21 protein-coding genes are annotated in these 23,065 nt (G+C 64.9%); 11 read left to right on the plus strand and 10 right to left on the minus strand.

Features of this window, described 5'->3' with window-relative positions:
- Positions 1-32 precede the first annotated feature (32 nt).
- Positions 33-839 (minus strand): thioesterase family protein, encoded by an 807-nt coding sequence (locus OQ789_RS24715; RefSeq protein WP_324688887.1) that lies wholly within the window; start codon positions 837-839, stop codon positions 33-35.
- 196 nt (positions 840-1,035) lie between these two features.
- On the opposite strand from OQ789_RS24715, the gene OQ789_RS24720 reads away from it, so the two are divergent.
- A complete protein-coding gene (locus tag OQ789_RS24720) occupies positions 1,036-2,265 on the plus strand; it encodes an acyl-CoA dehydrogenase family protein (RefSeq protein WP_324688889.1) in 1,230 nt (409 codons plus the stop codon).
- Between the two features lie 14 nt (positions 2,266-2,279).
- A complete protein-coding gene (locus OQ789_RS24725) occupies positions 2,280-3,146 on the plus strand; it encodes a hypothetical protein (RefSeq protein WP_324688891.1) in 867 nt (288 codons plus the stop codon).
- Positions 3,147-3,172: 26 nt separating this feature from the next.
- Here the strand turns inward: OQ789_RS24725 and OQ789_RS24730 are convergent, their stop codons facing one another.
- A complete protein-coding gene (locus OQ789_RS24730; RefSeq protein WP_324688893.1) occupies positions 3,173-3,961 on the minus strand; it encodes a universal stress protein in 789 nt (262 codons plus the stop codon).
- A 267-nt stretch (positions 3,962-4,228) separates the two neighbouring features.
- Here OQ789_RS24730 and OQ789_RS24735 point away from each other — a divergent pair, with 267 nt between their 5' ends.
- The 3 genes from OQ789_RS24735 to OQ789_RS24745 all read left to right on the plus strand — a co-directional run bounded on the left by OQ789_RS24735 (position 4,229) and on the right by OQ789_RS24745 (position 7,229).
- On the plus strand, positions 4,229-5,113 hold the full coding sequence (locus OQ789_RS24735) for a universal stress protein (RefSeq protein WP_324688894.1): 885 nt from the start codon (positions 4,229-4,231) through the stop codon (positions 5,111-5,113).
- A 317-nt stretch (positions 5,114-5,430) separates the two neighbouring features.
- A complete protein-coding gene (locus OQ789_RS24740) occupies positions 5,431-6,354 on the plus strand; it encodes a TIGR03564 family F420-dependent LLM class oxidoreductase (RefSeq protein WP_324688896.1) in 924 nt (307 codons plus the stop codon).
- A gap of 92 nt (positions 6,355-6,446) precedes the next feature.
- The gene (locus OQ789_RS24745) at positions 6,447-7,229 is read left to right on the plus strand and encodes an SDR family oxidoreductase (RefSeq protein ID WP_324688898.1); all 783 of its coding nucleotides are present in this window, start codon (positions 6,447-6,449) and stop codon (positions 7,227-7,229) included.
- Here OQ789_RS24745 and OQ789_RS24750 read toward each other — a convergent pair.
- The 5 genes from OQ789_RS24750 to OQ789_RS24770 all read right to left on the minus strand — a co-directional run bounded on the left by OQ789_RS24750 (position 7,222) and on the right by OQ789_RS24770 (position 14,363).
- Entirely contained in the window at positions 7,222-10,122 is a 2,901-nt protein-coding gene (locus tag OQ789_RS24750; protein ID WP_324688900.1) for an MMPL family transporter, read from the minus strand. The genes OQ789_RS24745 and OQ789_RS24750 overlap by 8 nt on opposite strands.
- Positions 10,119-10,553, minus strand: coding sequence for an MmpS family transport accessory protein (locus tag OQ789_RS24755; RefSeq protein ID WP_324688902.1), 435 nt, complete (start codon positions 10,551-10,553; stop codon positions 10,119-10,121). Before OQ789_RS24755 ends, OQ789_RS24750 begins: the two co-directional genes overlap by 4 nt.
- A gap of 299 nt (positions 10,554-10,852) precedes the next feature.
- Positions 10,853-11,461: a TetR family transcriptional regulator gene (locus tag OQ789_RS24760; protein ID WP_324688905.1), complete on the minus strand. Its 609-nt coding sequence runs from the start codon at positions 11,459-11,461 to the stop codon at positions 10,853-10,855.
- 211 nt (positions 11,462-11,672) lie between these two features.
- Entirely contained in the window at positions 11,673-12,599 is a 927-nt protein-coding gene (locus OQ789_RS24765) for an alpha/beta hydrolase (protein ID WP_324688910.1), read from the minus strand.
- A 114-nt stretch (positions 12,600-12,713) separates the two neighbouring features.
- Positions 12,714-14,363 carry a PPE family protein gene (locus OQ789_RS24770; protein WP_324688912.1) on the minus strand — a complete coding sequence of 550 codons (1,650 nt, stop codon included), beginning with the start codon at positions 14,361-14,363 and terminating at the stop codon, positions 12,714-12,716.
- Between the two features lie 391 nt (positions 14,364-14,754).
- On the opposite strand from OQ789_RS24770, the gene OQ789_RS24775 reads away from it, so the two are divergent.
- The 3 genes from OQ789_RS24775 (at position 14,755) to OQ789_RS24785 (ending at position 17,005) form a co-directional block, all read left to right on the plus strand.
- Positions 14,755-15,786 carry a CobW family GTP-binding protein gene (locus tag OQ789_RS24775; protein WP_324688914.1) on the plus strand — a complete coding sequence of 344 codons (1,032 nt, stop codon included), beginning with the start codon at positions 14,755-14,757 and terminating at the stop codon, positions 15,784-15,786.
- 26 nt (positions 15,787-15,812) lie between these two features.
- A complete protein-coding gene (locus OQ789_RS24780) occupies positions 15,813-16,640 on the plus strand; it encodes an acyl-CoA thioesterase (RefSeq protein WP_324688917.1) in 828 nt (275 codons plus the stop codon).
- 134 nt (positions 16,641-16,774) lie between these two features.
- Positions 16,775-17,005, plus strand: coding sequence for a DUF6400 family protein (locus OQ789_RS24785; RefSeq protein WP_324688919.1), 231 nt, complete (start codon positions 16,775-16,777; stop codon positions 17,003-17,005).
- A 383-nt stretch (positions 17,006-17,388) separates the two neighbouring features.
- On the opposite strand, the gene OQ789_RS24790 is transcribed toward OQ789_RS24785, so the two are convergent.
- Positions 17,389-18,270, minus strand: a complete 882-nt coding sequence (locus OQ789_RS24790; RefSeq protein ID WP_324688921.1) for a GGDEF domain-containing protein — start codon at positions 18,268-18,270, stop codon at positions 17,389-17,391.
- A 981-nt stretch (positions 18,271-19,251) separates the two neighbouring features.
- Here OQ789_RS24790 and OQ789_RS24795 point away from each other — a divergent pair.
- Positions 19,252-20,031 (plus strand): alpha/beta hydrolase, encoded by a 780-nt coding sequence (locus OQ789_RS24795; RefSeq protein WP_324688924.1) that lies wholly within the window; start codon positions 19,252-19,254, stop codon positions 20,029-20,031.
- A gap of 177 nt (positions 20,032-20,208) precedes the next feature.
- On the opposite strand, the gene OQ789_RS24800 is transcribed toward OQ789_RS24795, so the two are convergent.
- Complete coding sequence (locus tag OQ789_RS24800; protein WP_324688925.1) at positions 20,209-20,544, minus strand: type II toxin-antitoxin system PemK/MazF family toxin; 336 nt, start codon at positions 20,542-20,544, stop codon at positions 20,209-20,211.
- Positions 20,541-20,774: a hypothetical protein gene (locus OQ789_RS24805; RefSeq protein WP_324688927.1), complete on the minus strand. Its 234-nt coding sequence runs from the start codon at positions 20,772-20,774 to the stop codon at positions 20,541-20,543. Before OQ789_RS24805 ends, OQ789_RS24800 begins: the two co-directional genes overlap by 4 nt.
- Positions 20,775-21,220: 446 nt before the next feature.
- On the opposite strand from OQ789_RS24805, the gene OQ789_RS24810 reads away from it, so the two are divergent.
- Together OQ789_RS24810 and OQ789_RS24815 are read left to right on the plus strand one after the other, a co-directional pair.
- Positions 21,221-21,553, plus strand: a complete 333-nt coding sequence (locus OQ789_RS24810) for an MmcQ/YjbR family DNA-binding protein (RefSeq protein WP_324688929.1) — start codon at positions 21,221-21,223, stop codon at positions 21,551-21,553.
- Positions 21,554-21,706: 153 nt separating this feature from the next.
- Positions 21,707-22,618 (plus strand): NAD(P)-dependent oxidoreductase, encoded by a 912-nt coding sequence (locus tag OQ789_RS24815; RefSeq protein WP_324688932.1) that lies wholly within the window; start codon positions 21,707-21,709, stop codon positions 22,616-22,618.
- Positions 22,619-23,065: the final 447 nt, after the last annotated feature.

The following is a 23,065-nucleotide window of genomic DNA, read 5'->3' on the forward strand; positions in this document are numbered from 1 at the left end:
ACGTGACGTCTCACTGGCGAAGTGTAAACCCATCAGCCTTTGAAGTAGACGATCTGATGTGTAGTGGCCAGCAGTCCGGCGTCGCGCGTCCACACCTTTGCGCTCTGGTCGAAATAGCCACGGGAAAAGCGGTTCGCGTGGGCGGTGACCAGCACGAAGTCGTTACCCAGGGCGTCGAGCTGAGCCTGGTCAGCGTGGAAATACGTGGTCAGTGAGATGGTCCCGGCCGGGATGATGGCGCCGCGGCGCAGGAACACCCGCGGGTAGAAGACGTCACACAGCGCGGCTAGCGCCGGATAGTCCACCGTGCGCCCCGCTTTGTCGCGGACCCACAGCGTGGAGGTCGACGACGGGCTCGGGTCTGCGCCTTTGCCGGGCATCACGCCCTCGACGTAGCGCATGTCGAAAAGGCCCGTCCATCGGACGAGGCCCGGATCGACCGCGGGCACCTCCTCGGGCGCCGGCGCTTCCGGCGGGCGGCCCTCGGAGTCGGCCCAGCTCTCGCGCCGGACTGCAAAGATCGCGGTCGCCGTCGTCTTCACCACGTCGTCCTGGCTCAGCTCGACGACCCAGTGCTGATTGGTGCGGTTGGTGCGCGCGGCCCGCAGCGTGATGTCGAAGTCGCCGTCGGCGATCGGGGCGGCGTAGTTGACGGTCAGGGCCAGCGGTTGCCCGATGCGGTCGGGGTGGCCTTCGACGGCCCGCAGCATGACGGCGGCGGTGATCCCGCCGAAGGGTCCGACCATGTTGGCCCATTCCGGGTGGGTGCGGCCGCGGCGGGCACCGGCGCCGGTCGCGTCGAGGCCGATGGCCTCGTCGAAGGGGTGTGTGTCGGTCATGTCGGTTCCTTGATCGCCGGAGCGTCGAACGCCGGCGGCCAAGCCGGGCAATCGCCGCACGCCTCGGCAGATTACTTGCGGAGGGCATCGCCGCCGAACACCGGGTCTTGGTAGGCCCTGGCGCTCCTGTACACCCGCGGGGTGGTGCTGTACAGTCGCCCAGCACAGGGTCGACGCTCGAACGAGAGGCCATCCGGTGACGTCCGAATCGGTCGGGGAATTCCGGAGCCGGGCCAGGGCCTGGCTGGCCGAGACCATGCCGCGACTCGATCCGGCCAAGGCGGCACAGCTGGAGCGCGACCAGCCGCCGGCGTGGCACCGGGCCCGGGAACTGCAAAAGCTGTTGTGGCAAGGCGGATTCGCCGGGATCTGTTTTCCGCGCGAGTACGGCGGGCTCGGGCTGAGCTACGAATACAAGAAGGCGTTCGACATCGAGTCCCAGGCCTACGAGGCTCCGCTGCTGCTGAATGTTCCCTCGTTCGCCATCTGCTGCGCAACGATTCTCGACATGGGCAGCGAAGAGCAGAAGCGCACGCACATCCCGGCCGCGCTGCGCGGTGACGAGGTGCTGGTGCAGCTGCTGTCCGAGCCCAACGGGGGATCGGATCTGGCGGGCGTCATCACCCGCGCGGAGCGCCGGGACGGGCGGTGGATCATCAACGGCGCCAAGACCTGGAGCACGTGGGCGTTCGCCGCCGACTACGGCCTGTGCCTGGCCCGGACCAACTGGGACGTCCCCAAACACGACGGCCTGACGATGTTCCTGGTACCGCTGCAACATCCCGGTGTGACCATCAACCGCATCAAGCAGGTCAACGGCTCCATCGAGTTCTGCGAAGAATTCTTCGACGACGTCGACGTGGGCGACGACGCCGTCGTCGGAGAACCGGGCAAGGGATGGGATGTCGCGTCGCGCCAGCTCTACCACGAGCGGCGCACGATGGGGGACGGCTCGGAATACACCAGTGGGCCCGGAATCGCTGAGGCCCATGATGTTTCGGTGGACCTGGTGTCGCTGATCGAACAGACGAACCGGGCCGGCAACCGGCGACTGCAGGAAATGGTCGGCCGTGCGCTGGTGCACCGCGCCGTGCAGGGCCAACTCAGCGAGCATGTCTTCCACGCCGTGGCCGGCGGATCCCTGCCGCCGGCCGCGGGATCGATCATCCGGCTGTACATGGCCGAGGTGCACGACGTCGAGACCGACACCGCGCTGGCCGTCGCGGGCCCGGCGGCCGTGGTGGACGACGACGCCGGACTGCTCGACATCGGGACGCGCTATCTGGGCCGTCAGACCGCAGGGATCGGCGGCGGTACCACCGAGATGGCCCGCAACGTGATCGGCGAGCGAGTGCTGAACTTCCCGCGCGAGCGCGCCGACGACCGCGGCGTGCCGTTCAACCAGGTGCGCCGCGGCAAACGCTAAGGAGGCGAACGGAATTGAGCGGTCAGCTTCGTGACATCCGGGAGTTGATGGGTGACTCCGACGCCTATCGTGACGAACTGTACCGGCGCTGGACCGGCCTGCTGAGCTACCGCTACATCGGTCGCAAACATTCGTCGATGGATCTCGGCGAGGCCGACGACACCGTCACCATCCGCAGCGACATGCGCAACGACGCGGGTGGAATCATGGTGGCACCGTTGGCCATTTCCTCTCCGGAGGGCTGCCAGACCGACATGGTGGCCGTGCCGAATCCGGTCATCGCGTCGGTGCAGATCGTCGATCCCGGCTATGACGTCAACAGGATCGAGATCATCGGGTCGGGGATCGTGCACCAGGGCCGCACCATGGGATACGGCCGCTGCACCATCGTCGACGCCGACAACCCGAGCCGGGTCATCGCCTTCAACGAGGGGCAGGGCGCGATCATCGGCATCCCGCCGGAAGGCCTGGAACGCATGGACGTTTCGGGCACCGAGCTGGTGGTCGAGGACTCTCCCGATCTGCCGCCGCTGTGGCGGGTCTTCGGTGCCGCCCGGCGCGACGACGGCCACTGGATACTGCCCGAGCTCAGTACGGAACTCGCGTCGCCGGATGCCGCGCTGCACATCGGACCCCAGCACGTCATACTGGAGACCGCGGCGATCGACCTCGCCGCCGCGCTCGCCGGGACCACCAAGCTACAGGTCGTCAGCTGGCATGTGATGTTCATGTCGCGCGGCAAGGTGGGGCCCTTCCGGGTGGAGGGTACCGCGCATACGGGTGGGCCCAAGCACGTCGGAGTGCGAATGCTGTTGCACGACGAGGGCAACAACGACAAGGCGGTCACCTCCGCCGCGGCGGTCTTCGACATCGTCGGCTGACGCGCGGGCGGCTCAGCGCAGCTGGCTCAGCGCACCACGAGCACCGAACATCCGGCGTAGCCGATCCGGGGCGTCGGCGGGCCGACCAGTTGCGCGACCCTGTCGGCATACCTACTGTCCACCACCGCCAGCTGCACGGGTTCGTGTGCGCCGCTGAGATATTCGACAGCTCCGCGTCTGGCCGCGGCGGGGCGCACATGCACCTCGGGATACCGAGTCACCCAGCGGTGAAGTCGACGGTCCAGCTGACGGTAGGGGATTTCCCCGAGGCCCCACCGCCAAACACCCATCGCCAGGATCGGCGCCTCGCGAAGCCGCGCTTCCCTGAAACCGTGGTCGAGCACGGCATCGTTGTGTGGCGAGTCGTCGACCACCACGGCAACCGATCCCGAATGTGGCTCGCAGGCATCGCGTTTGGCGCGCACGACCGCGACCGGGCAAAGCGCTTTCTGCGCGACGGTTTGGGCGGTCGAGCCGATGACCAATCGGGCGATCGGCCCGATGCCCACCGACCCTGCGCACACCATGGCCGCGTGGCGCGATTGCCCGACGAGAACGTCTGCCGCCGAACCTCTCACGAGATCGGTTTCGATTTTGACCTCCGCGGTCACGGCATGCAGCGCGGCATAGGCGGTGCGCAGGGCGGCCTCCCCGCATTCCACATCGAGGAGGGAAGCATCGGGGATGGCGTACACCAGACGCAGCGGGAGGTCCCGGCTCGTGGCCTCGGCGACCGCCCACCGCGCGGCGCTGATCGCTGCCTCAGAGCCGTCGATACCCACGACTATCCACTGTGCTGAGTGCGGATCGTTCACCGCTTTTCTCCGATCGAGGCGCTGGACGAGCGGGAGAACCCCATGGTCAATCCGGGACGTTATCGGGCCTATTCGGTAGACGGCAGGGCCGTTCGGCCCTCGTGTCGCCGCAATGGTCATCTGTGTTGGCCGTCATCGGATCACAGGCCGGGCCACGCTCACGCCCGAGCGCCCGATGAGGGTCTCTCGTCCATGCGGTTGGGGACGAAAGTCCCCTGACTGGCGCTCGTTCGAGCAATAGCGTTCTGGATGATCGAGGAGACCGAAATGACTGCATCCATCAAGCGCCACGGCATCGTCGTCGGGGTGGACGGATCGCCTGCGTCGAATTACGCCGTCTGCTGGGCCGCGCGCGACGCGGCGATGCGCAATGTTTCGTTGAGTCTGGTCCACATGGTGAACGCCACGACGACGCGGCCACAGGTGTCGATGGCGGCCGAGGCGCTGGCATGGCAGGAGGACGACGGGCGCCGGGTCCTGCAGGAGGCAGTCAAGATCGCTGAAGACGCCACCAGAACAAGCCGCAAAATCGACATCGCGAGCGCGCTGTGGCATGCACCCCCGGCGCCGACGCTGGCCCGAATGTCCGAAGAGGCGGAAATGGTCGTCGTCGGATCCTACGGGCGCGGAGCCGTCGGCCGGGCCTTGCTCGGTTCGGTCAGTTCCGGCGTTGCGCGACGCGCCCGCTGCCCGGTTGCCGTCATCCACGACGAAGACCCGTTGATGCCGCACCCGCAGCAGGCGCCCGTCCTGGTCGGCATCGATGGCTCGCCGGCCTCCGAACTCGCCACGGCCATCGCCTTCGACGAAGCTTCCCGGCGCGGCGTCACGCTCACTGCGCTCCATGCCTGGAGCGACGCCCAGATCGTCGAGCTTCCCGGAGTGGACTGGTCGGCGGTGAGGTCCGAAGCCGAACGGAGCCTGGCCGAACGTCTGGCGGGCTGGCAAGAACGCTATCCCGATGTCACTGTGCGTCGAGTCGTCGTCTGTGACCGGCCGGCCCCTCAGCTGATCGAGCAGTCGGAGGCCGCGCAGCTGACCGTCGTGGGTAGCCACGGTCGCGGTGGCTTGACCGGTGCACTGCTGGGCTCGGTGAGCAACGCCGTCATCCACTCGATTCGCATGCCGGTGATCGTGGCCCGGCCCTCCTGAGTTACTTCGGGATCGCATATCTCAACGATCCCGCCGGCGGGCCCCCGAACCGGTCGTCGTCATGCGGCGCTACTTCGATGCGGACCGCTTGTCATTCAGAGTGGGAGGGGCCCCGACGAATCCATCTACCGCCAAGCTCTCGATGTGAACGGCCCTGCTGGACAATGTGATCCACGGGCGGCTTGAAATCCACTGAACCGAGCCTGCCGTGGGGCCGGGCAGCGTGAGGTCCGCCTTCCGGTTCACCACGCGTGACCGTAGAGTCGAACGACGACACCCTGCGGCCCCGCAAGGTGACGCAAAGGAGCGTGTTGGTCATGCAGGTCAGTATGTTCGGGCAACTCAGCGGATCGGGCAGCCAATCGCCCATCGATGCGACGATCACCAACCTCGCGATGCTGCGCGATGAGGGCTTCAAACGGGTGTGGATGAGCCAATTACCCTACGAGCCCGACCTTCTCATGATCCTGGCGATCGCGCTGCGCGAGGTCGATGAGATCGAGGTGGCCAGCGGTGTGGTGCCCATCCAAAATCAGCATCCGATGCAGATGGCGCAGCGGGCCCTCACACTGAGCCTGGCCTCGGGTGGCCGGTTCACGCTCGGGCTCGGTATGACGCATCAGGCGGTCACCGAGGGGATGTGGGGCATCCCGTGGGACAAGCCCGTGCGCAGGCTGAACGAATATCTCGACGGACTCCTGCCCCTGCTGGCCGGTGAACGCGCCAACGCCGAGGGGCAGACGGTGACCACCCGCGGTGCGTTGCTGATCGCGGGGGCGCCGCGGCCCGACGTCTACATCGCGGCGCTGGGCCCGCAAATGCTCAAGCTCGCGGGGCGTCGCACCTCGGGCACCTGCACCTGGATGACCGGACCCAAGACGCTGGCCGAGCACGTCGCACCGACGCTGCGGCAGGCTGCCGCCGATGCCGGGCGCGGGGAGACGGTGCGCGTCGCCGCGTCGCTACCGGTCAACGTCACCGACGACGTCGACGCCGCCCGAAAGCAGGCGGCCGAACAGTTCGCCATCTACGGCCAGCTGCCGTCGTACCGCGCGATGCTCGACCGCGAGGGCTACGCGGGCCCCGAGGACGCCGCCGTCATCGGCGACGAGGACACCGTGCGCGGCCGGCTCGACGAACTGCGCGCCGCGGGGGTCGATGAGTACGTCGCCGCGGCGTTCGACCCGACGCCGGAGGGCCGGGCACGCACGCGGGCGCTGTTGCGGGCGTACGACTCCTGACCCGGGGGATCGTCGCGCCCCTCAAGATATGGCCGTACATTGCCTCGGGTACGTATGGTGCAATGACGAATCCACACGACAGGAGAAGTGCAGTGGCAGAACGGTTGGCGGGCAAAGTTGCCCTGATCAGCGGTGGCGCGCGGGGGATGGGTGCATCGCACGTGCGGTCCCTGGTCGCCGAGGGCGCCAAGGTGGTCTTCGGCGACATCCTCGACGACGAGGGCAAGGCGGTGGCGGCCGAGGTCGGTGACGCGGCCCGGTACCTGCACCTCGACGTCACCAAGCCCGACGACTGGGACGCGGCGGTGGCGACCGCCCTGGGGGAGTTCGGCCGCATCGACGTTCTGGTCAATAACGCCGGCATCATCAACGTCGGCACCCTGGAGGATTACGCCCTCTCGGAATGGCAGCGCATCCTCGACATCAATTTGACCGGCGTGTTTCTCGGCATCCGCGCGGTGGTCAACCCGATGAAGGAAGCGGGCCGGGGATCGATCATCAACATCTCCTCGATCGAGGGCATGGCCGGCACCATCGCCTGCCACGGCTACACCGCCACCAAATTCGCCGTGCGGGGACTGACCAAGTCGGCCGCGCTCGAACTCGGCCCAAGCGGGATCCGGGTCAACTCAATCCATCCCGGACTCATCAAGACGCCGATGACCGACTGGGTTCCCGACGACCTCTTTCAGACGGCGTTGGGCCGGGCGGCCCAACCGGTGGAGGTCTCCAACCTGGTGGTCTACCTCGCCAGCGACGAGTCCAGCTACTCCACCGGCTCGGAGTTCGTCGTCGACGGCGGTACCACCGCCGGCCTGGGACACAAAGACTTCTCCAACGTCGAGACCGACGCCCAGCCGGACTGGGTTACGTAGCGGCAGTAACCGTTTCGGCGTGCGTTGCCGGCTTGGGCCACGGCGACGGAACCGGGCGCTGACGCACCCGCTGCGGCCACCAGAACCACTTGCCCAGCAGCGCGGCGATCGACGGTGTCATCAGCGACCGCACGATCAGGGTGTCGAAGAGCAGACCCAATCCGATCGTGGTGCCGACCTGGCCGATCACCGTCAGCTCGCTGACCGCCATCGTCATCATCGTGAAGGCGAACACCAGCCCCGCCGAGGTCACCACCGAGCCGGTGCCACCCATCGACCGGATGATGCCGGTGTTCAGGCCGGCGTGGATCTCCTCCTTGAACCGGGCCACCAGCAGCAGGTTGTAGTCGGCGCCGACGGCCAGCAGGATGATGACCGACATCGCGAGCACCATCCAGTGCAGCTCGATGCCGATCAGGTGCTGCCAGATCAGGACCGAAAGCCCGAAGGATGCGCCCAGTGAGAGCAACACCGTTCCCACGATGACCGCCGACGCCACCACCCCGCGCGTGATGATCAACATGATGATGAAAATCAGGCACAGCGAGGCTATCCCGGCGATCAACAGGTCGTAGGCGTTGCCGTCGCTGAGGTCCTTATAGATCGACGCGGTACCCGCGAGATAGATCTTCGAGCCCTCCAGCGGTGTGCCCTTCAGCGCCTCGTAGGCGGCCTTCTTGATGGCGGCGATGTGCGAAATGCCTTCCTGCGTCATCGGATCGCCGTCGTGGCTGATGATGAAGCGCACGGCGTGGCCGTCCGGGGAGATGAAGTTCTTCATGCCCTTCTTGAACTCGGCATTGTTGAACGTCTCGGGGGGCAGGTAGAACGAATCGTCGTTCTTGGAAGCGTCGAACGCCTTACCCATGGCGCTGGAGTTCTTCTGCGCCTCCTTCTGCTGATCCTGCAGACCCTTCTGGGTCGAGTACATGGTCAGCATCGTCGTTTTCATGGCCTTCATGTTTTCGATCATGGAGGGCATCAGCGCCACCATCTGGGGCATCAGGGTGTCCAGGTGATCCATGATGGGCAGCAGGCTCTCGATGTCGTCGGTCATCGTGTCGATGCCGTCGAGGCCGTCGAACACCGAGCGAAGCGACCAGCATACCGGGATGTCATAGCAGTGCTTTTCCCAGTAGAGGTAGCTGCGGATCGGGCGGAAGAAGTCTTCGAAATCCGCCATGTGGTCGCGTAATTCGTTGATGTCGATGGTCATGTCATGCATCTTTTTGACCATCTGATGCATGTCGTTGGACATCTGCGTGGTGATGCTGGACATCTTTTCCATGCTGTCGATGGTCGTCTGCATCATGTCGGCCTGGTGCAGCATGTCGGCCATCTGATCTTCTTGGTACTTCTGATTCATCTGCTGGCTGACGCCCTGCATGCTGATCTGGAACGGAATCGACGTGTGTTCGATCGGCGTCCCCTGCGGGCGGGTGATGGCCTGCACGCGGCCGATTCCGGGCACCCGGAAAACCGTCTTGGCGATCTTGTCGATCACCAGGAAGTCCGCCGAGTTACGTAGGTCGTGATCGCTTTCGATCATCAGCACTTCGGGGTTCATCCGCGCCTGCGAGAAGTGCCGGTCGGCGGCCGCGTAGCCCTCGTTCGCGGGGAGGTCGGTGGGCAGGTAGTTGCGGTCGTTGTAATTGGTGCGGTAGCCCGGCAGGGTCAGCAGGCCGACCAGGGCCACTCCGATGGTCACCACCAGGATCGGCCCGGGCCAGCGGACGACGAGCGCGCCGATCTTGCGCCACCCGCGAATCCGTTGCGTCCGTTTCGGTTCGAGCGTCTTACCGAACCGCGTGGCCACCGCGATGACGGCCGCACCGAGCGTCAGCGCGGCTGCGACTACGACCACCATGCCGATGGCCAGCGGAATACCCAGCGTCTGGAAGTACGGCAGGTTGGTGAAGTGCAGGCAGAAGGTCGCGCCGGCGATGGTCAGACCCGACCCGAGCACCACGTGGGCGGTGCCCTTATACATGGTGTAGTACGCCTCTTCGCGGGTCTCACCGATAGCCCGGGCTTCTTGATATCGGCCTATCAAGAAGATCGCGTAGTCGGTGGCGGCCGCGATTCCTAACGTGACCAACAAGTTCGTGGCGAAAGTCGAAAGCCCAATGAGGTTGAAATAGCCGAGGAAAGCGACCATGCCCCGCGCGGCCGACAGCTCGAGCACCACCATCACCAGTGTCAGCAACACGGTGACGATGGACCGATAGACCATCAGCAGCATGCCTATGATCACCGTGAACGTGGCCAATGTGATGAGCTGTAGGCTGCGGTCGCCGGCCTCGTGCTGGTCCGCCGACAACGCCGCGGGGCCGGTGACGTAGGCCTTCACCCCCTTGGGCGTCGGCACACTCTTGACGATCTTCTGGACGGATTCCACCGACTCGTTGGCCAATGCTTCACCCTGGTTGCCGGCGAGGTAAACCTGGACGTAGGCGGCCTTGCCGTCGTTGCTCTGCGCGCCTGCACCGGTCAGTGGATCGCTCCACATATCCTGAACGTGCTCAACGTGTTTGGTGTCGGCGTCGAGCTTTCGGACGATCTGGTCGTAGTAGGTGTGAGCGTCGGCGCCGAGGGGACTCTGGCCCTCGAGGACGATCATCACCGAGCTGTTGGATTTGTACTCGTTGAATATCGCGCCCATCCGCTTGGTCGCGACCACCGATTGCGCATCGTTGGGTGCCATCGACACCGAACGCATCTTGCCGACCTCGTCCAGCTGGGGGACGGCGACGTTGAGCACCGCGATGATCGCGATCCAGCCCAGGATGATGGGCACGGCAAGCTTGCGGATGATCCGGGGGATCTTGTCGTGCACGGGTTCTTTGGCGACGGGGATGGCGTCGGTGCGGGTGTCGTCGACTGTTGTGCTCATGCGGATTTCACCAAGCAGAAGGTCAGGGCGTGCACGCCGTGGGTCATGTTTTCGGCCTTGACTTCGTCATCGATGGTGATGCGGCAGCCCAGCGAATTGCCGTCGCTTTGTGCCGAAAGGTTCGGGAAGACCGAGGGGGCGGTGGTGCTCAGAACCAGCGTCCACGGCAGCGGTGCGCCGTCGATGCGCCTCGGGTCGGCGGACAGGTCCAGGTAGTTCACATTGGCCCGGTCGGCCGAGCCGAAAACCTCGTACTTGACCACCTTGGGCTTGAACGGCTTCGAGTCGTCGAGCCGCGGGCTGCTCATGACGCCGGTGTCGTGGGCACCGAAGAACGACTTGACCCTGACGACCGCGAAGCCGCCGACCACCACGACCGCCACGATCAACAGCGGCAGCCAGGCGTTGCGCACCAGTCTCGATATCTGCACCTAAGGGATCCCTTCCCCGTCACGTGGTCGTGACGCGGATCAGCGGTTGCGCGACCAGAGGTCGTGGGCGGGTGAGCGCCCACAGGTCGCATTGCTCAACAACGAGTTACTACGATTGCCGCGGTTCGCGTGCTGAGCGTCAAGCGCGGTGAATGCTGCCCACCCACACCGGCCGACGCCCACGGCACCGACACCCGGCTCGTCTCGTTGCTGAAGCCTTGACGGGTACCGCCACCAGCGCATAGTACATGATGTGCATATCGTGCAGTGTATGCAACATTTGCTACCGGTGTTTCAGCTCACTTTGTAAAGATGCTGTTCACCAGCGCCGCGGCACGCTCAACATAGGGCATTGGCGTGTCGGCGGTCGCATCTGCCTCGCCGCCGGCCCACTTTTCGATGCCGGACCGCACCGCAGTGAGTGCCAGGGCAGAGATCAGCGCCGCCATCTCGTCGTCCGGCTGCATCGCCTGGCGACGCACGATGATGTCAGTCAGCTGCTTTTGAAACCGCTCCAAGTCGGCGAGAAATGCCGCGAGGACGGCGGGGGAGGTTTTGGCGAGTTCCAGCATGTTGGCGGCATGGTCACGTTGCGGGGGAACATCGCGCAGGTGATGCGCGGCCAAGGTGATCAGCTCCGCCAGCACTACCGAGTAGGGTGCGGGCCCGGCGGCGACGAAATCCTCCACCAGCTCGGGGGGGATGTCCGAGGGGCCGTAGGCGATCGCGGATTCCTTGTTGGGGAAGTAGTTGAAAAACGTGCGGGTGGCGATACCGGCTTCGGCGCAGATCTCGTCGACGGTGACCTTGTCGAATCCGCGTTCCAGCGTCAGGCGCACCGCGGCGTCGCGGATGTCGGCGCTCGTCTGGCGGCGCCGGCGCTCTCGTAGCCCGGGGGGATTGCCCATCCCCCCATAGTTGCACGTTGTGCACACTTTGCAGTCAAAAGGTGCCGCGTCCAGGGTTCGGCAGTGCCCTGCGCCGTGCCCGGTCGCAACGATGGTCCGCCTGGGCCGGCAACCCGAAGGCGTGCGCGGAACGCAACCCTGCTGCCGAAAAGCTTTTCGCCACAACACGATTGCGCTGCCCGCGGCGATCGGCTGCGCCGCAGGACGGCGGTCAGCTACTGGGCGTCAGCGCGGCCCGCAGATATTCGCATTGGCTCTCGAAGAACTGTGCCGATATCTGCGCTTTTTCCGCGATCTGGTCGAATGCATGAAACGCGCCCAAAACGATTTCCTCGTGCACCGGCACACCGGCCTCGCGCAGCCGGCGCGCGTAGTCCAGGCTCTCCTGACAGAAGAGGTCCAGCGACCCCACCCCGATCCAGGCCGGTGGCAAGCCCGACAGATCGTTGCGGCGAGCGGGCGCGGCCTCTTCGGGGTCGGCCCCGTTGAGGTACCAGTGCCAGGCCAGTTGGTTGTCGGATTCGCTCCACATGATGCGCCTGGGGCCATCACACTTCGCGCCCGTGCGATCGTCGAGCATCGGATAGACCAGCATTTGGAAGGCGATTCTGACGTCGTCGCGGTCGTGCACCCGTTGTGCGACCGCGGCAGCGAAATTCCCACCCGCGCTGGCCCCGCCGATGGCGATTCGATCCGGGTCGACCCAGTGCTGTCGGGCCAGCCACATCAGGGCGGCGTAGCAATCCTCGACGGGTATCGGGTAGGGGTGTTCGGGAGCCAACCGGTGCTCCACCGCGGCGATCGCAAACCCCGTGCGGCCGGACAGCTTTCGCAGGTACTTATCGTCCTGGGCCGCGTGCCCCATGATGGTTCCACCGCCGTGGATCCACAGCAGCGCGGGCGCACGGTCGGGAAGGCCGGCCGGGCGATGCAGGCGGACCTTGACGTGCTCGTTGACGGCGGCGACGGGCACCGAGCGCAGCCGGCCCGCGTTGCCCATCAGGTTCATGACGGCACGCTGAAACTTCAGGCCGCGGTGCAGGGCGTATCCACGTGGCACGAACCGCGCCACCTTGCGAAGGCCGGGGTCCAAAGCCAGCGACGACGTGAAGTCGTTGTCGGGGAGCCTCTTTGCCATCCAAAGCCCTCTGTTTCCTCGCCGGCTGACAGCGTTGACCATACAGGAGCGGGCGTGGTGTCCACGCGAAGTGATTGCCTGAGTGCGGGATGGTCGCAGTGGCGTGTTGGCCGATCAGCCCGAAGCGGGGGGCCAGTTGCCGGGCATCATGGGCATGCGTGGTGCTCCGCCGAACGCGTCGTCGGATAACGTATGCAGTCCTTTCGCCCGCGGCTTGTCGACAGTAGTTACCGCGGTGGCGAGCCCCGAAGCACCCGCACCTTGGTTGGACGCCATCACGGGATTCGCCTGTCCGGTCTCGTTCGACGCGGCAGCGTATCCCAAATCGGTGTCTAAGTCCGGGAATTCGTAGCGGTAGCCCCGGTCGATGCGCGTAGGTGCTTTGCCCCGACGCCGGCGACCCAGCTGCTCGGCCGTCGCCGTCGCCGCCGTGGCCGCGGCGACGCCGGCGTCTTCCGGTGCCGACTTGCGGGCTTTGTCGGCCAGTCTCGAATCCGTCGCTCCGCTGAGTACGCCCAGCAGGTAGGGGGAGACGAAGTTCTGTGCGGCCATGGCGCTCTCGGGGCCCAGCGGCGTCGGGGGTGGCGCGGGGGGAGCGTTCGGCGTGGCCACAGTTGCCGGAGCCGGGGCCGGAGGCGCGACATGCGGCGGCGCTGAGATCGTGGTGGGTGCGGCGCCGGCGGCGGGGATCGGGGGCGCCTCGGTGACGGGAATTGTGGTTGGCGGCAACGGAACTGACGTGACCGCGGGGACCGGTGTCGCCGCGGCCAGGGATGCCAGCCCCGCCACGCCGCCTGCCGCTCCCGCCGGAATCGCCACCATCGGCGTGGCCAGCCCCAGGGTGTAAATCGGATTGCTGACGAAGAAACTCAGCAGGCCCGCCGGGTTGTACAGAAGGAGATTGATGAACACGAGTGTTCGGTGGATGACGAATTGGAGTCCGAGCATCACTATCACCTCGAGCAGTTGCCCGGGGTTGTTCGCGTACATCGGGATCAGTGTCTCCGCGCGTGACAGGAACATCGACAGGCTCGGGTGCATCGACCAGCCCTCCGGGGAGAGCGGGTTGAACGGAAACAGCGCTTCCATCCACTCCTGGAGGTTTTGGGGCAATGCAGTGCCCATGATGTACGGGTTTCCGCCGCTCATTCCCGATCCGCCGCTCATGCCGGACCCGCCGCTCATCCCCGAGCCGGAATTCATCCCCGAACCGGAATTCATGTCCGATTTCATGATCTGCGGAGCCGGCGTCGTCCGCGGGGTGGTCGCAACAGCGGTCGTCGAGACAGCCTGATAGGTGGTCATGATGGTGGCGGCCTGAACCCACATGCGCGCGTAGTCGGCCTCGTTCAGCGCAATGGGAATGGTGTTGATGCCGAAGAAGTTGGTTGACACCAGTACCGCGTGCACTGCGTGGTTGGCGGCCAGCTCGCCCAACGTGGGCATCGCGGCCAGGGCGGTCGTATATGCAGTTGCAGTGGTCTCCTGTGCGGTCGCCGTGGCGGCGCTGTCGGCGCTGGCCTGCAACAACCATGCGAGATACGGCGCGTGGGCGGCCACATATTGCGCGGCGGTGGGCCCTTCCCATGCGCCGGCTTGGACCTCACCCAGAAGTTCGGTGAGTTGGCTTGCTGTTGAGGCATATTCGGCGCTCAATGAGCTCCAGGCGCTCGCCGCGGTGAGCAGTGGCCCGGGTCCCGGGCCGCTGGACAGCAGGGCCGAGTGGATTTCCGGCGGAAAAGCCATCCACACCGGCGCGGTCATCGCCGGCCAATCCGGTCGACCCGGCGTCGCTCCCATATCGTGCTCACAATGAGGGTCACCGCTGGCTCCTTTCGGCTGCAGCCCACCCGCATCGCCGAAGCTGCATGCCGACGGCGGACGGGAGGCTGAAGGGTGGGCTGCCGGTCCGAGCTTACGGGCCGAACCGTCCGTATATGCGGATAAAACACTGATAATTTCCTGTATATACGGTACTACGAGGCGATAGTCGGCGCAGCGACGCGTTATTGCGCCGCAAGCTCTGGCGACTGCCGGTCTGGCTTGCGCGTGCGCCATCAGGCACGTCGTTCCCGCTGCGACATCATGGGCGACACTTTGTGCAAGCCGCGGCCGTTAGCATCGGATGTCCGGATGTCGACGCGGGGGTGGTGCTTTGGCTGCGATACCCGTCATCGCGCTCACCGGCCATCTCGGAGCCGGCAAGACGACGTTGCTCAACCACCTGCTGCAATATCCTGGCACCCGAATAGGTGTGGTGGTCAACGACTTCGGCGACATCAACGTCGACGCCGGCCTGGTGGCCGGTCAGGTCGACGAGCCGGCCTCCATCGCCGGAGGATGCATCTGTTGCCTGCCCGACGGTGGTGGGCTCGACGAGGCGCTCCTCAAGCTCGCCGACCCGTCCCGGCGGCTCGATGCAATCCTCGTCGAGGCCAGCGGGCTGGCGGACCCGGCGGCGATCGCGCGGATCATCGGCTTCAGTGAGGTCCGCGGGGTCCGGGCGGGCGGAATCGTCGACGTCGTTGACGCCGTGAACCATTTCGACACCGTCGACCGTGGCGCATTGCCGCCGGTGCGCTACGGCGCGACGTCGCTGATTGTGGTCAACAAGCTTGACCAGGTGCCGGAGGGGGAGAGGTCGACGGTGGTGCAACGGGTCGCGCAGCGGGCGGCCCTACGCAACCCGTGCGTACACGTCATGGGGGCAACGGGTGGCCGGATAGACCCTGGGCTGCTCTTCGACGCATCCGCCACGTCCGAACGGATTGGGCAACTCTCGTTTTTGGACCTGACGCCCGAGCACGATCATGACCATGACCACGTCCATGCCGATGCTGATGCCGTCACCGTTAGTAGCACCGGTTGCGCCGACCCGGATGCCCTGTTCGACCTTCTCGAAGACCCACCGCCGCGGGTGTACCGGATGAAAGGCGTAGTGGCCGTGTGCCACCGCGCGACCGCCCAGAACTATGTCGTCAACCTGGTGGGCAGCGCGATCCACATCGGGAAGGCGCCGCCGGGGGCCAGGGCCAATTCTCGGGCCAATTGTCTGGTGGCGATCGGGATGCATCTCGATATCCACGCCGTGCGCACGCGACTGGACGGGGCGGTGCGGCCGGTATCGGGACCGGCGTCGGCACAGGCAGTACGGCGGCTGCGGAGGTACCAGCGCGGCAGCGCGTGACGTGCGATCCGGCAAGATACGTTGTGATGTCATCTTCGCTTGGCGACGTGCTCGCCACCTTGGAGCTCGATCGGCTCGACCGGTGGCGCTTCGTCGGGCAGCAACTGCCTGCGCCCGCCAACCATATTCTGGGCGGCCATATCTCGGCTCAGGCGTTGTTGGCGGCCAGCCACACCGCGCCCGGCCGCGCACCGCACAGCGTCCACACGTACTTTGTGCGGCCCGGCGATTCGCGTCGCCCGGTGGACTTCGACGTGGTCGACCTGCAGGAGGGCCGGACGTTTTCGGCGCGTCGGGTCACCGCGCGCCAGGACGGCACGATTCTGATGGAGGCGATGTCTTCGTTCAAAGTCACCGATTTCGCACCCGCGCAGGCTGTTTACCAACCATCCGTGCCGCCGGCTCCCAGCCCCGAGTCCCTGCCGCGGGTTGCGCCGCACCTGGCGGAGTCCAATGCGAGCACCCGGGGACGGTGGGCGAGCCTGCGCTGGTTCGAGCGCCGCGTCGTCGACACCGAGGACGCGCCGCCCGCACGCTCGCCGATGTGGTGGCGACCCGACGGCGAGGTCCCCGACGATCCGGTGCTCTCAGCCAGCCTGGTGGCCTATCTGTCGGCGGTGACGTTGACCGAGCCGGCATATGCCGCGCGCGGTGGCGCCGGCGCGTCGGCACAGCGTGATCATTCGGTGTGGTTTCACGCAGCGGCGACGTTGTCCGATTGGCTTCTTTACGACCGGTCATCGCCGAGTAGTGCCGGTTCGCTGGCGCTGGCGAGCGGCACCATGTTCAACCGCAGCGGCGAACTCGTGTGCACGGTCAAACAGGAGATGTACTTCCCGCCGCACTCCGGCTGACCTTTTGTCACTGCTGCGCGTGCGTGCTCAGTGTGACGAACGTCAACCGTTCATGGTGACGCAGGTCATAGCACGGCCGACGTTAATTAGGTCATCCTAACCATTCGTTTGTGTACCTAATGGCTGGGAGCGCGATGGCCGACCTCGATTTTGCCTATGACCTGACCCTCGACGAGGCGCGTCGGCGCAGCGCAATGGTTGAAGCGATGGGTGACGACTGGGACCCCATCGCCGTGCTCAGCGAGGAAGAGCGCGCCTACGACATGCTGTACTCGAATTTGGACGAGGAGCAGCAGCGGGTTTACGACCAGTTGGTCCGCGCCGGCGTGCTGCCCGATCGGACGACGGCGCGTGCTACCGATTGATCCGACCGCCGATCGTGGCCGGCGTGCATGGTTGCCCTGCCCGCGTTGCGATCACCGCGCCAAATGTGGTGATTGCCGCAGCAGTCGCAATTGCGCTACGCACTGGCAGTATCTGCTGAGCAACAGGGGCACGCTGGTTCACCTGCAATGCGCGGATTGCGGCCATCTCTGGTCTACCGACACACATCGCCGGACGCGGGCCAGGCATTGGGGGCACAGCCCGAAGTAACGCCGGCAATCCTCAAAGGCCCAGTGCCGCAATGATATTCGTCACAGTGACGTATTGGCGGTGGTCCAGCCCCGTACCCGGGAGGCGGAGGGGACGGGTGCGCGGGGGCGTCCCACTTGCGATAGAGGACCCCGTTGTGCCCCTCAGCCATCACCTAGCTATTGGCGATATTGGCGGGCTCATCGAAGAGGCATCGGATTTGATCACCACCGGCGTGTTTGGCCTCATACATGGCTGTGTCAGCAGCGAGAAGTAGTTTGTCGATGAACTGCCGGGTTGATTCGCTCTGCGCGCGAGTGGTTGGGGGAAGGAAAGTGGTAATAGCTCCCAGGCTTGCCGAAATGTCAGGCGGGGCGTCCGCGATCGCTGCGCGTAATCGTTCGGCGTGTTGTTCGCATCGAGGGCTATCAATGACTTGAGCGATGGCGAATTCCTCGCCACCGAGACGCCCGATCACCGCCGTCGAAGGGCTATTTGCGCGCAGCGTATTCGCGATCGTGGCCAGGGCTTGATCACCCGCGGCGTGGCCGGCGGTATCGTTCAGCTGCTTGAAGCGGTCCAGGTCGATGACGATGACCATCAGATAGCGCTCACCGCCGTAAATGCTCAAGAGTTCTTGGGTTTTGCGATAGAACGCGCGCCGGTTGAGCAACAACGTCAACGGGTCGATGTCGGATCTGGCAATGTCGACGCCTAACACCTGAAACATCGCTTGGCAGGTGATGGGGACTGCGATGACGACCGCTGCCACTAGCAGCGCTTTGGTAATCGAGAGCACTTCGTCGTGTGCCGCCAGCCGTACCGCCAACACCGTTGCAGTACCGAAGGCCGTTAAGGCATTGAGTACCATCCAGCGTGCAGAATGAAAGAACGCGATATAACCGCCAATGGCACCGAAAGTCGTGCATCCCATCAGCCCGGCCAGCGGGTCGGTGTCGATCAGGCAGGCCGCGCTGATGCAGCCAATGCTGACAGCGACGAACACCAGGGACTGGCGGCGCGTCGGCCATCGCCCGCGGCACCACAGGGCGGCCATCACGACGCAGCATCCGGCGACGCTAAATGCTGAGATCCGCCCAAACAAGCCCCGAGGACCCGAGGGTGTGCCTAATGCCAACGCCGGAATTGCCCCCAGCGTTAATACGGTGACTGTCATCACCAGCCGTGAGACTGCCTGTCCGCCTATCGCTGTCAGGTATGCGGTCAGCCAGACATAGTGGTCGCGGTGTCTCCACCACCTACCGATCATTCGCATTGGTCCTCGAGAGTCCTTCCGCACCGCCAACAATCGGCGTTTGCCGGCCTAGTCTAAATTGCTGTCGGTGTCTGCTGGCTGGAATCGCAATCGTGACAACCTCATCCACGTCGCTCAGACCTGCGCACGCAAATCAGCGACCGAGGACGGGTCGGCCCGTCGCCGATAGGCCGCGATCACGTCCACCCTTCCCGCCTGAATCGCCCATCAGGGGCAGGGTCGACAACTCGTCGAAATTGATTGGCGACTCGTCAGCCATGTCAACGGCTTCGGGAGCCGTTGGCTATCTACCGGGCACGACGTTTCAATAGCGAGCTCTGCCGGACAGCCCTGTTTCGTCACGGTGACGTTTTGCCGAAGGCGTGGCCAAGCCGGGAAGGGCGGGTAGGCGGCCGCCGTTTACGGGGCCGGTCGCCCTGGTGCGCAGCCAAGGTTCCACGCGCGCGCGGTGCCCGCACGGCGTCCGCACACTTGGTGGGCAACTGGCATATGTGGGAAGTATGCGGCAGTTCGGGAGCGAGAATCTACGAACAGTGAGTGCCGCGAGGTGAACGGGGGCCGAAGCACTTTCACCTGATCATCTGATTCAATCCGGCACCCGAACTGGTAACGGTGCGTGTTCGAGAGGTGCCAGTTTACGTCCCGGCGTGCAGCCGACGACGAGCGGCGCTAGCAAACTGTTCACGTGGCGAAACTGGCGTGGCGTCGCGTCGCGGGCTTTACGATGAGGTCCAGCGCCCGCGGTGCTCAAGGAGGCCGGCCATGGCACTGCCCGCATTGGTTCTCGTGCACGGAGGCGGGTTCGCCGCTGATTGCTGGGAGCCCACCGTCGATGTGATCCGCAGCGTGGAGCCGGAACTAAAGGTGCTGACCGTTGATTTGCCAGGTCGGCGAAATAAGGCCGGTGACCTGACCACGGCTTGTATCGACGGGTGGGTCGACTCGGTCGTGTCGGACATCGAGAATGCTGCGCTCGACGACCTCGTAATCGTCGGCCATTCGCTGGCTGGGGTGACCGTCCCCGGCGTCGTCACCAAGCTCGGCTCGGCGCGGGTGCGGGAGATGATTTTGGCCACCGCGCAGGTACCAGCCAACGGCAGCGCCCTGGTGGACACGCTTCCCGGGGCACTGAGCTGGTTCGCACGTCGCACTGCGAAACGCAAGGTGCAGAAAGGCCGTTCGGTCCGTTCGGGAGGTTTGCCTACTGCATTGGCGAGGTTTGTATTTTCCAACGGAATGACTCCCGCACAGCGCAGGTTCACGCTGGCTCGGTCCTGTCAGGAATCAGCCCCCATCATGATAGAAAAAGTTGACCGCAGCGGTATGCCCGACGAAGTGCCACGCACGTGGATACTCACTCGGCGTGATCGCGCCGTCCCGACAAAGATTCAACACGAGTGCATCGCCGCGCTTGGCGGAGTGCAGACGCTCATCGAGATCGACACCTGCCACATGCTGATGGTCAGCGAGCCGGAAAGGCTGGCCAACATCCTCGTCGAACGCTGCCGGTACGCAGCACGCTGCCTGCCGGGAAATGAGTAAACGGGAACAGCAGGGTGACGTGGTGCCCAGATCGGCCAATCGTCGAGAGGTGCCAGAACTTTCACAACAGTTTTTTGCCGATAAGCGACATTATGTTAAGTAAAGCGCACCGGATTGTGCTGCGCCCCAATTGGTTTCATACTACGACGACGGTGATGCTACGCCGGGAGCTGGGCATTACAGATCCAGGACGAAGCGCAGTGCTTGGTCAATGGCTTGCATTTGTTCTGGACTAGCCATTCCCTGGCGAGATGACAGTCGTTCGACGGAGACCACTCGCAGTTGGTCGCAGCGAGCGTAGGAAATATGATCCAGCCCGCTGCTCGCTGGCTCAAGTTCGACGTGGCTTCGCAGGCCATAGCCTGCGGTCGTGATCGGGACGACGACCACCAGACCGCCTGGTCCGTTGTTGAGGATGTCCACCGACACCACCACCGCCGGGCGACGAAAGGCTGGCTCGCGTCCGACCGGCTGGCCGAGGTCGACGTGGTAGACCTCCCCACGCCAGATCAAGCCAGTGCATCCCACTCGCGACGCTCGGCCAGGTATTGCTCCCACAGTTCGGGGTCGTTGCGCAGGCGTTGGTAATCCCCGTTGAGCCCTCGCAAGAATTCCTGCCTCTCCAAGGCATCAATGGCTGCGTGCACGACGTCGACGACAGCGGTTTGACGAGCCTTGGCTAGAGATTGCAGCCGCTCAGAATCGGGACGGCGGACTCGGACAGTTGTGGTCTCTGCTGCCATGGGAACCAGTGTAGACGAATTGTAGACGACTCGGCGTCGAGGAATTGATCTCGTCGGGAAAACGCCACCGTTGAGCGAAGGGCGAGAATCGCCTCGGCTGCAGCATGTGGCCAGGCTCGTCGGGCGACGGCGGGAACATCCCAGCAATGCTCAGGTAGTTCCCCGCTCGAGTACCCACTGGTGTCGGAACGGTAGTACCTCCGCGGCAGTCTCAAAGTCGGCGTCATAGTGGATGAGCGTTACGTTGTGGGCATCGGCGAGGGTGGCCGATCAGGAGGTCGGTCATGCCGACAGCACGGTGGCAGCCAGTGCTGGCCAACTGCCGCTGTGCGCCGAGTGCCGTCTGCCAGTGTTCGTCATCGGTTGGCAGGTACTCGTACGCCAAACGGCGGTCCGACCAGAGTTGTTCATAGTCGGCAGAATTGCGGGCGCTGCAGAGAGCCGGATTGAGCAACAATTTGAGCATGGTCACCGACACCGTCGCCCGACGGCTGGCACTCGCCCTACCCGAGGTCGTCGAACTAGACCATCATGGATCCCCCTCGTTCCGGGTAGCCGGGCGAATCTTCGCTACCCTGCCCAGCCCCGACCGCTTACGCGCCATGCTCGATGAGCACGGCATCCGCTCCGCAGCCGCGAACTGGCCGGAATCGTGCCGCGAGTTCTACTGGGGCAAGCGCCTCGCTTGTGTCGAGATCGATCTCCCCAACGCCGACGAGCGGCTCGTCCGCGACCTCCTTGCCGAGGCCTGGGACCACAAGAACCCCCGCCGCCCGTAGATCGCCTGGGTCACCCCCCACGGGTCTTGACTCAAGGTGCATTTTCAAGGTTGCTTAAGCACATAGCAATACGCACTCTCCACCGCTGCTGCAGGATGGGCAACGGACACCCCTCAACTCACAGGGACGGCCGACACCGATGGAGGCGTGGGCATGCGGGTGTTTGTCACAGGCGGCACCGGCGCGATCGGTGGTCACATTGTTCCCGCACTGGTCGCGGCCGGGCATGAAGTCACGGCGCTGGCTCGCACTGATCCGAAAGCGTCGGTTTTGGCGGCCCAGGGAGCCACACCGGTTCGGGTGTCGTTGTTCGACCGTGACGGGCTGGCCAAAGCTTTCGGCGGCCACGATGCGGTGGTGAACATGGCGTCGGCGCTCCCCTCACCGCAGCGGTTCATCCTGAAATCCGGCTGGACCGAATGCCAGCGCATTCGTGCCGAAGGGTCGGCCACTGTCGTCGACGCTGCGCTTGCTGCGGCAGTCCCGAGACTGGTGCAAGAGTCCGTGGCGATGATCTATCGCGACGGCGGGGACCGCTGGATCGACGAACAATCGACAATCGACCATTATCCGATTGCCTCGGGGAACCACGCCGCGGAGTCCAGCGCGCGACGATTCGCCGAATCCGGAAGCGCCGCGGTAATTCTGCGGTTCGGACTTTTCTACGGACCGGGCGCGGCCCACAGCGAACAAATCATGGACATGGCCCGCCGCCACATCGCATTCCAGGCTGGCCGCCCCGAGACCTACATGTCCTCGATACACCTCGGCGACGCGGCGGGCGCGGCCGTCGCCGCCCTGGAGTGCCCCGCCGGCATCTACAACGTCGTCGATGACGACCCTGTCACCAAGAAACAGAACACCCAGGCAATGGCAGCAGCCGTCGGTACCAATACCTGGATCGCCGCCCCCGGCCGGTTGGCCCTATTACTCGGTGACCGCACCACATCGATGACCAGATCACTACGCGTCGCCAACGCCCGCTTCCGCGCCGCCACAGGTTGGCGACCTCAGTATTCGAGTGTGCGGGAGGGCTACCGGGCGATGGCGGCCGGCGCCAGGTAAGCGCCGCAAGCGTGAGCTTCGTCGGGAGGTTCGTCCGAATGTCTTGCATCCCACGTTCCCCGGAAACGCCGCCCCGCGGTCGTCAGGTGTCCAAGCGCAGGATCATCTCGGTGAATGCATCTGCGCGCCTCTCGGACTGTGTCCGCGTCTCACCCACTGCCGCGGTCCATCGGTCGGCTCATCAAGCAATAATTCTGCTTCGATACGCATCACAGCACGGGTGAAGGGTTCGGCCAGATCCTGAGGCAACTCGCCCGACAGGATCCCCCAGCCCCGTGAGTCAGTCGTCATCGAAAGGCAAGCAATAGCCCGACACAACAACTCACGAGGTTCTCCTCCGATGTCGTCCCTGCTCCTGTCGTCGATCATCCGTTTCTCCTATGTCAAGCCGCTGCCGATGGGCAAGGCTTTGTTCGGGTGTCGTGGTCGGTGTGGAGGTGATGAAAG

The sequence above is a fragment of the Mycobacterium sp. 94-17 genome, from assembly GCF_035617725.1.
In the GTDB taxonomy this organism is placed as follows: Bacteria; Actinomycetota; Actinomycetes; order Mycobacteriales; family Mycobacteriaceae; genus Mycobacterium.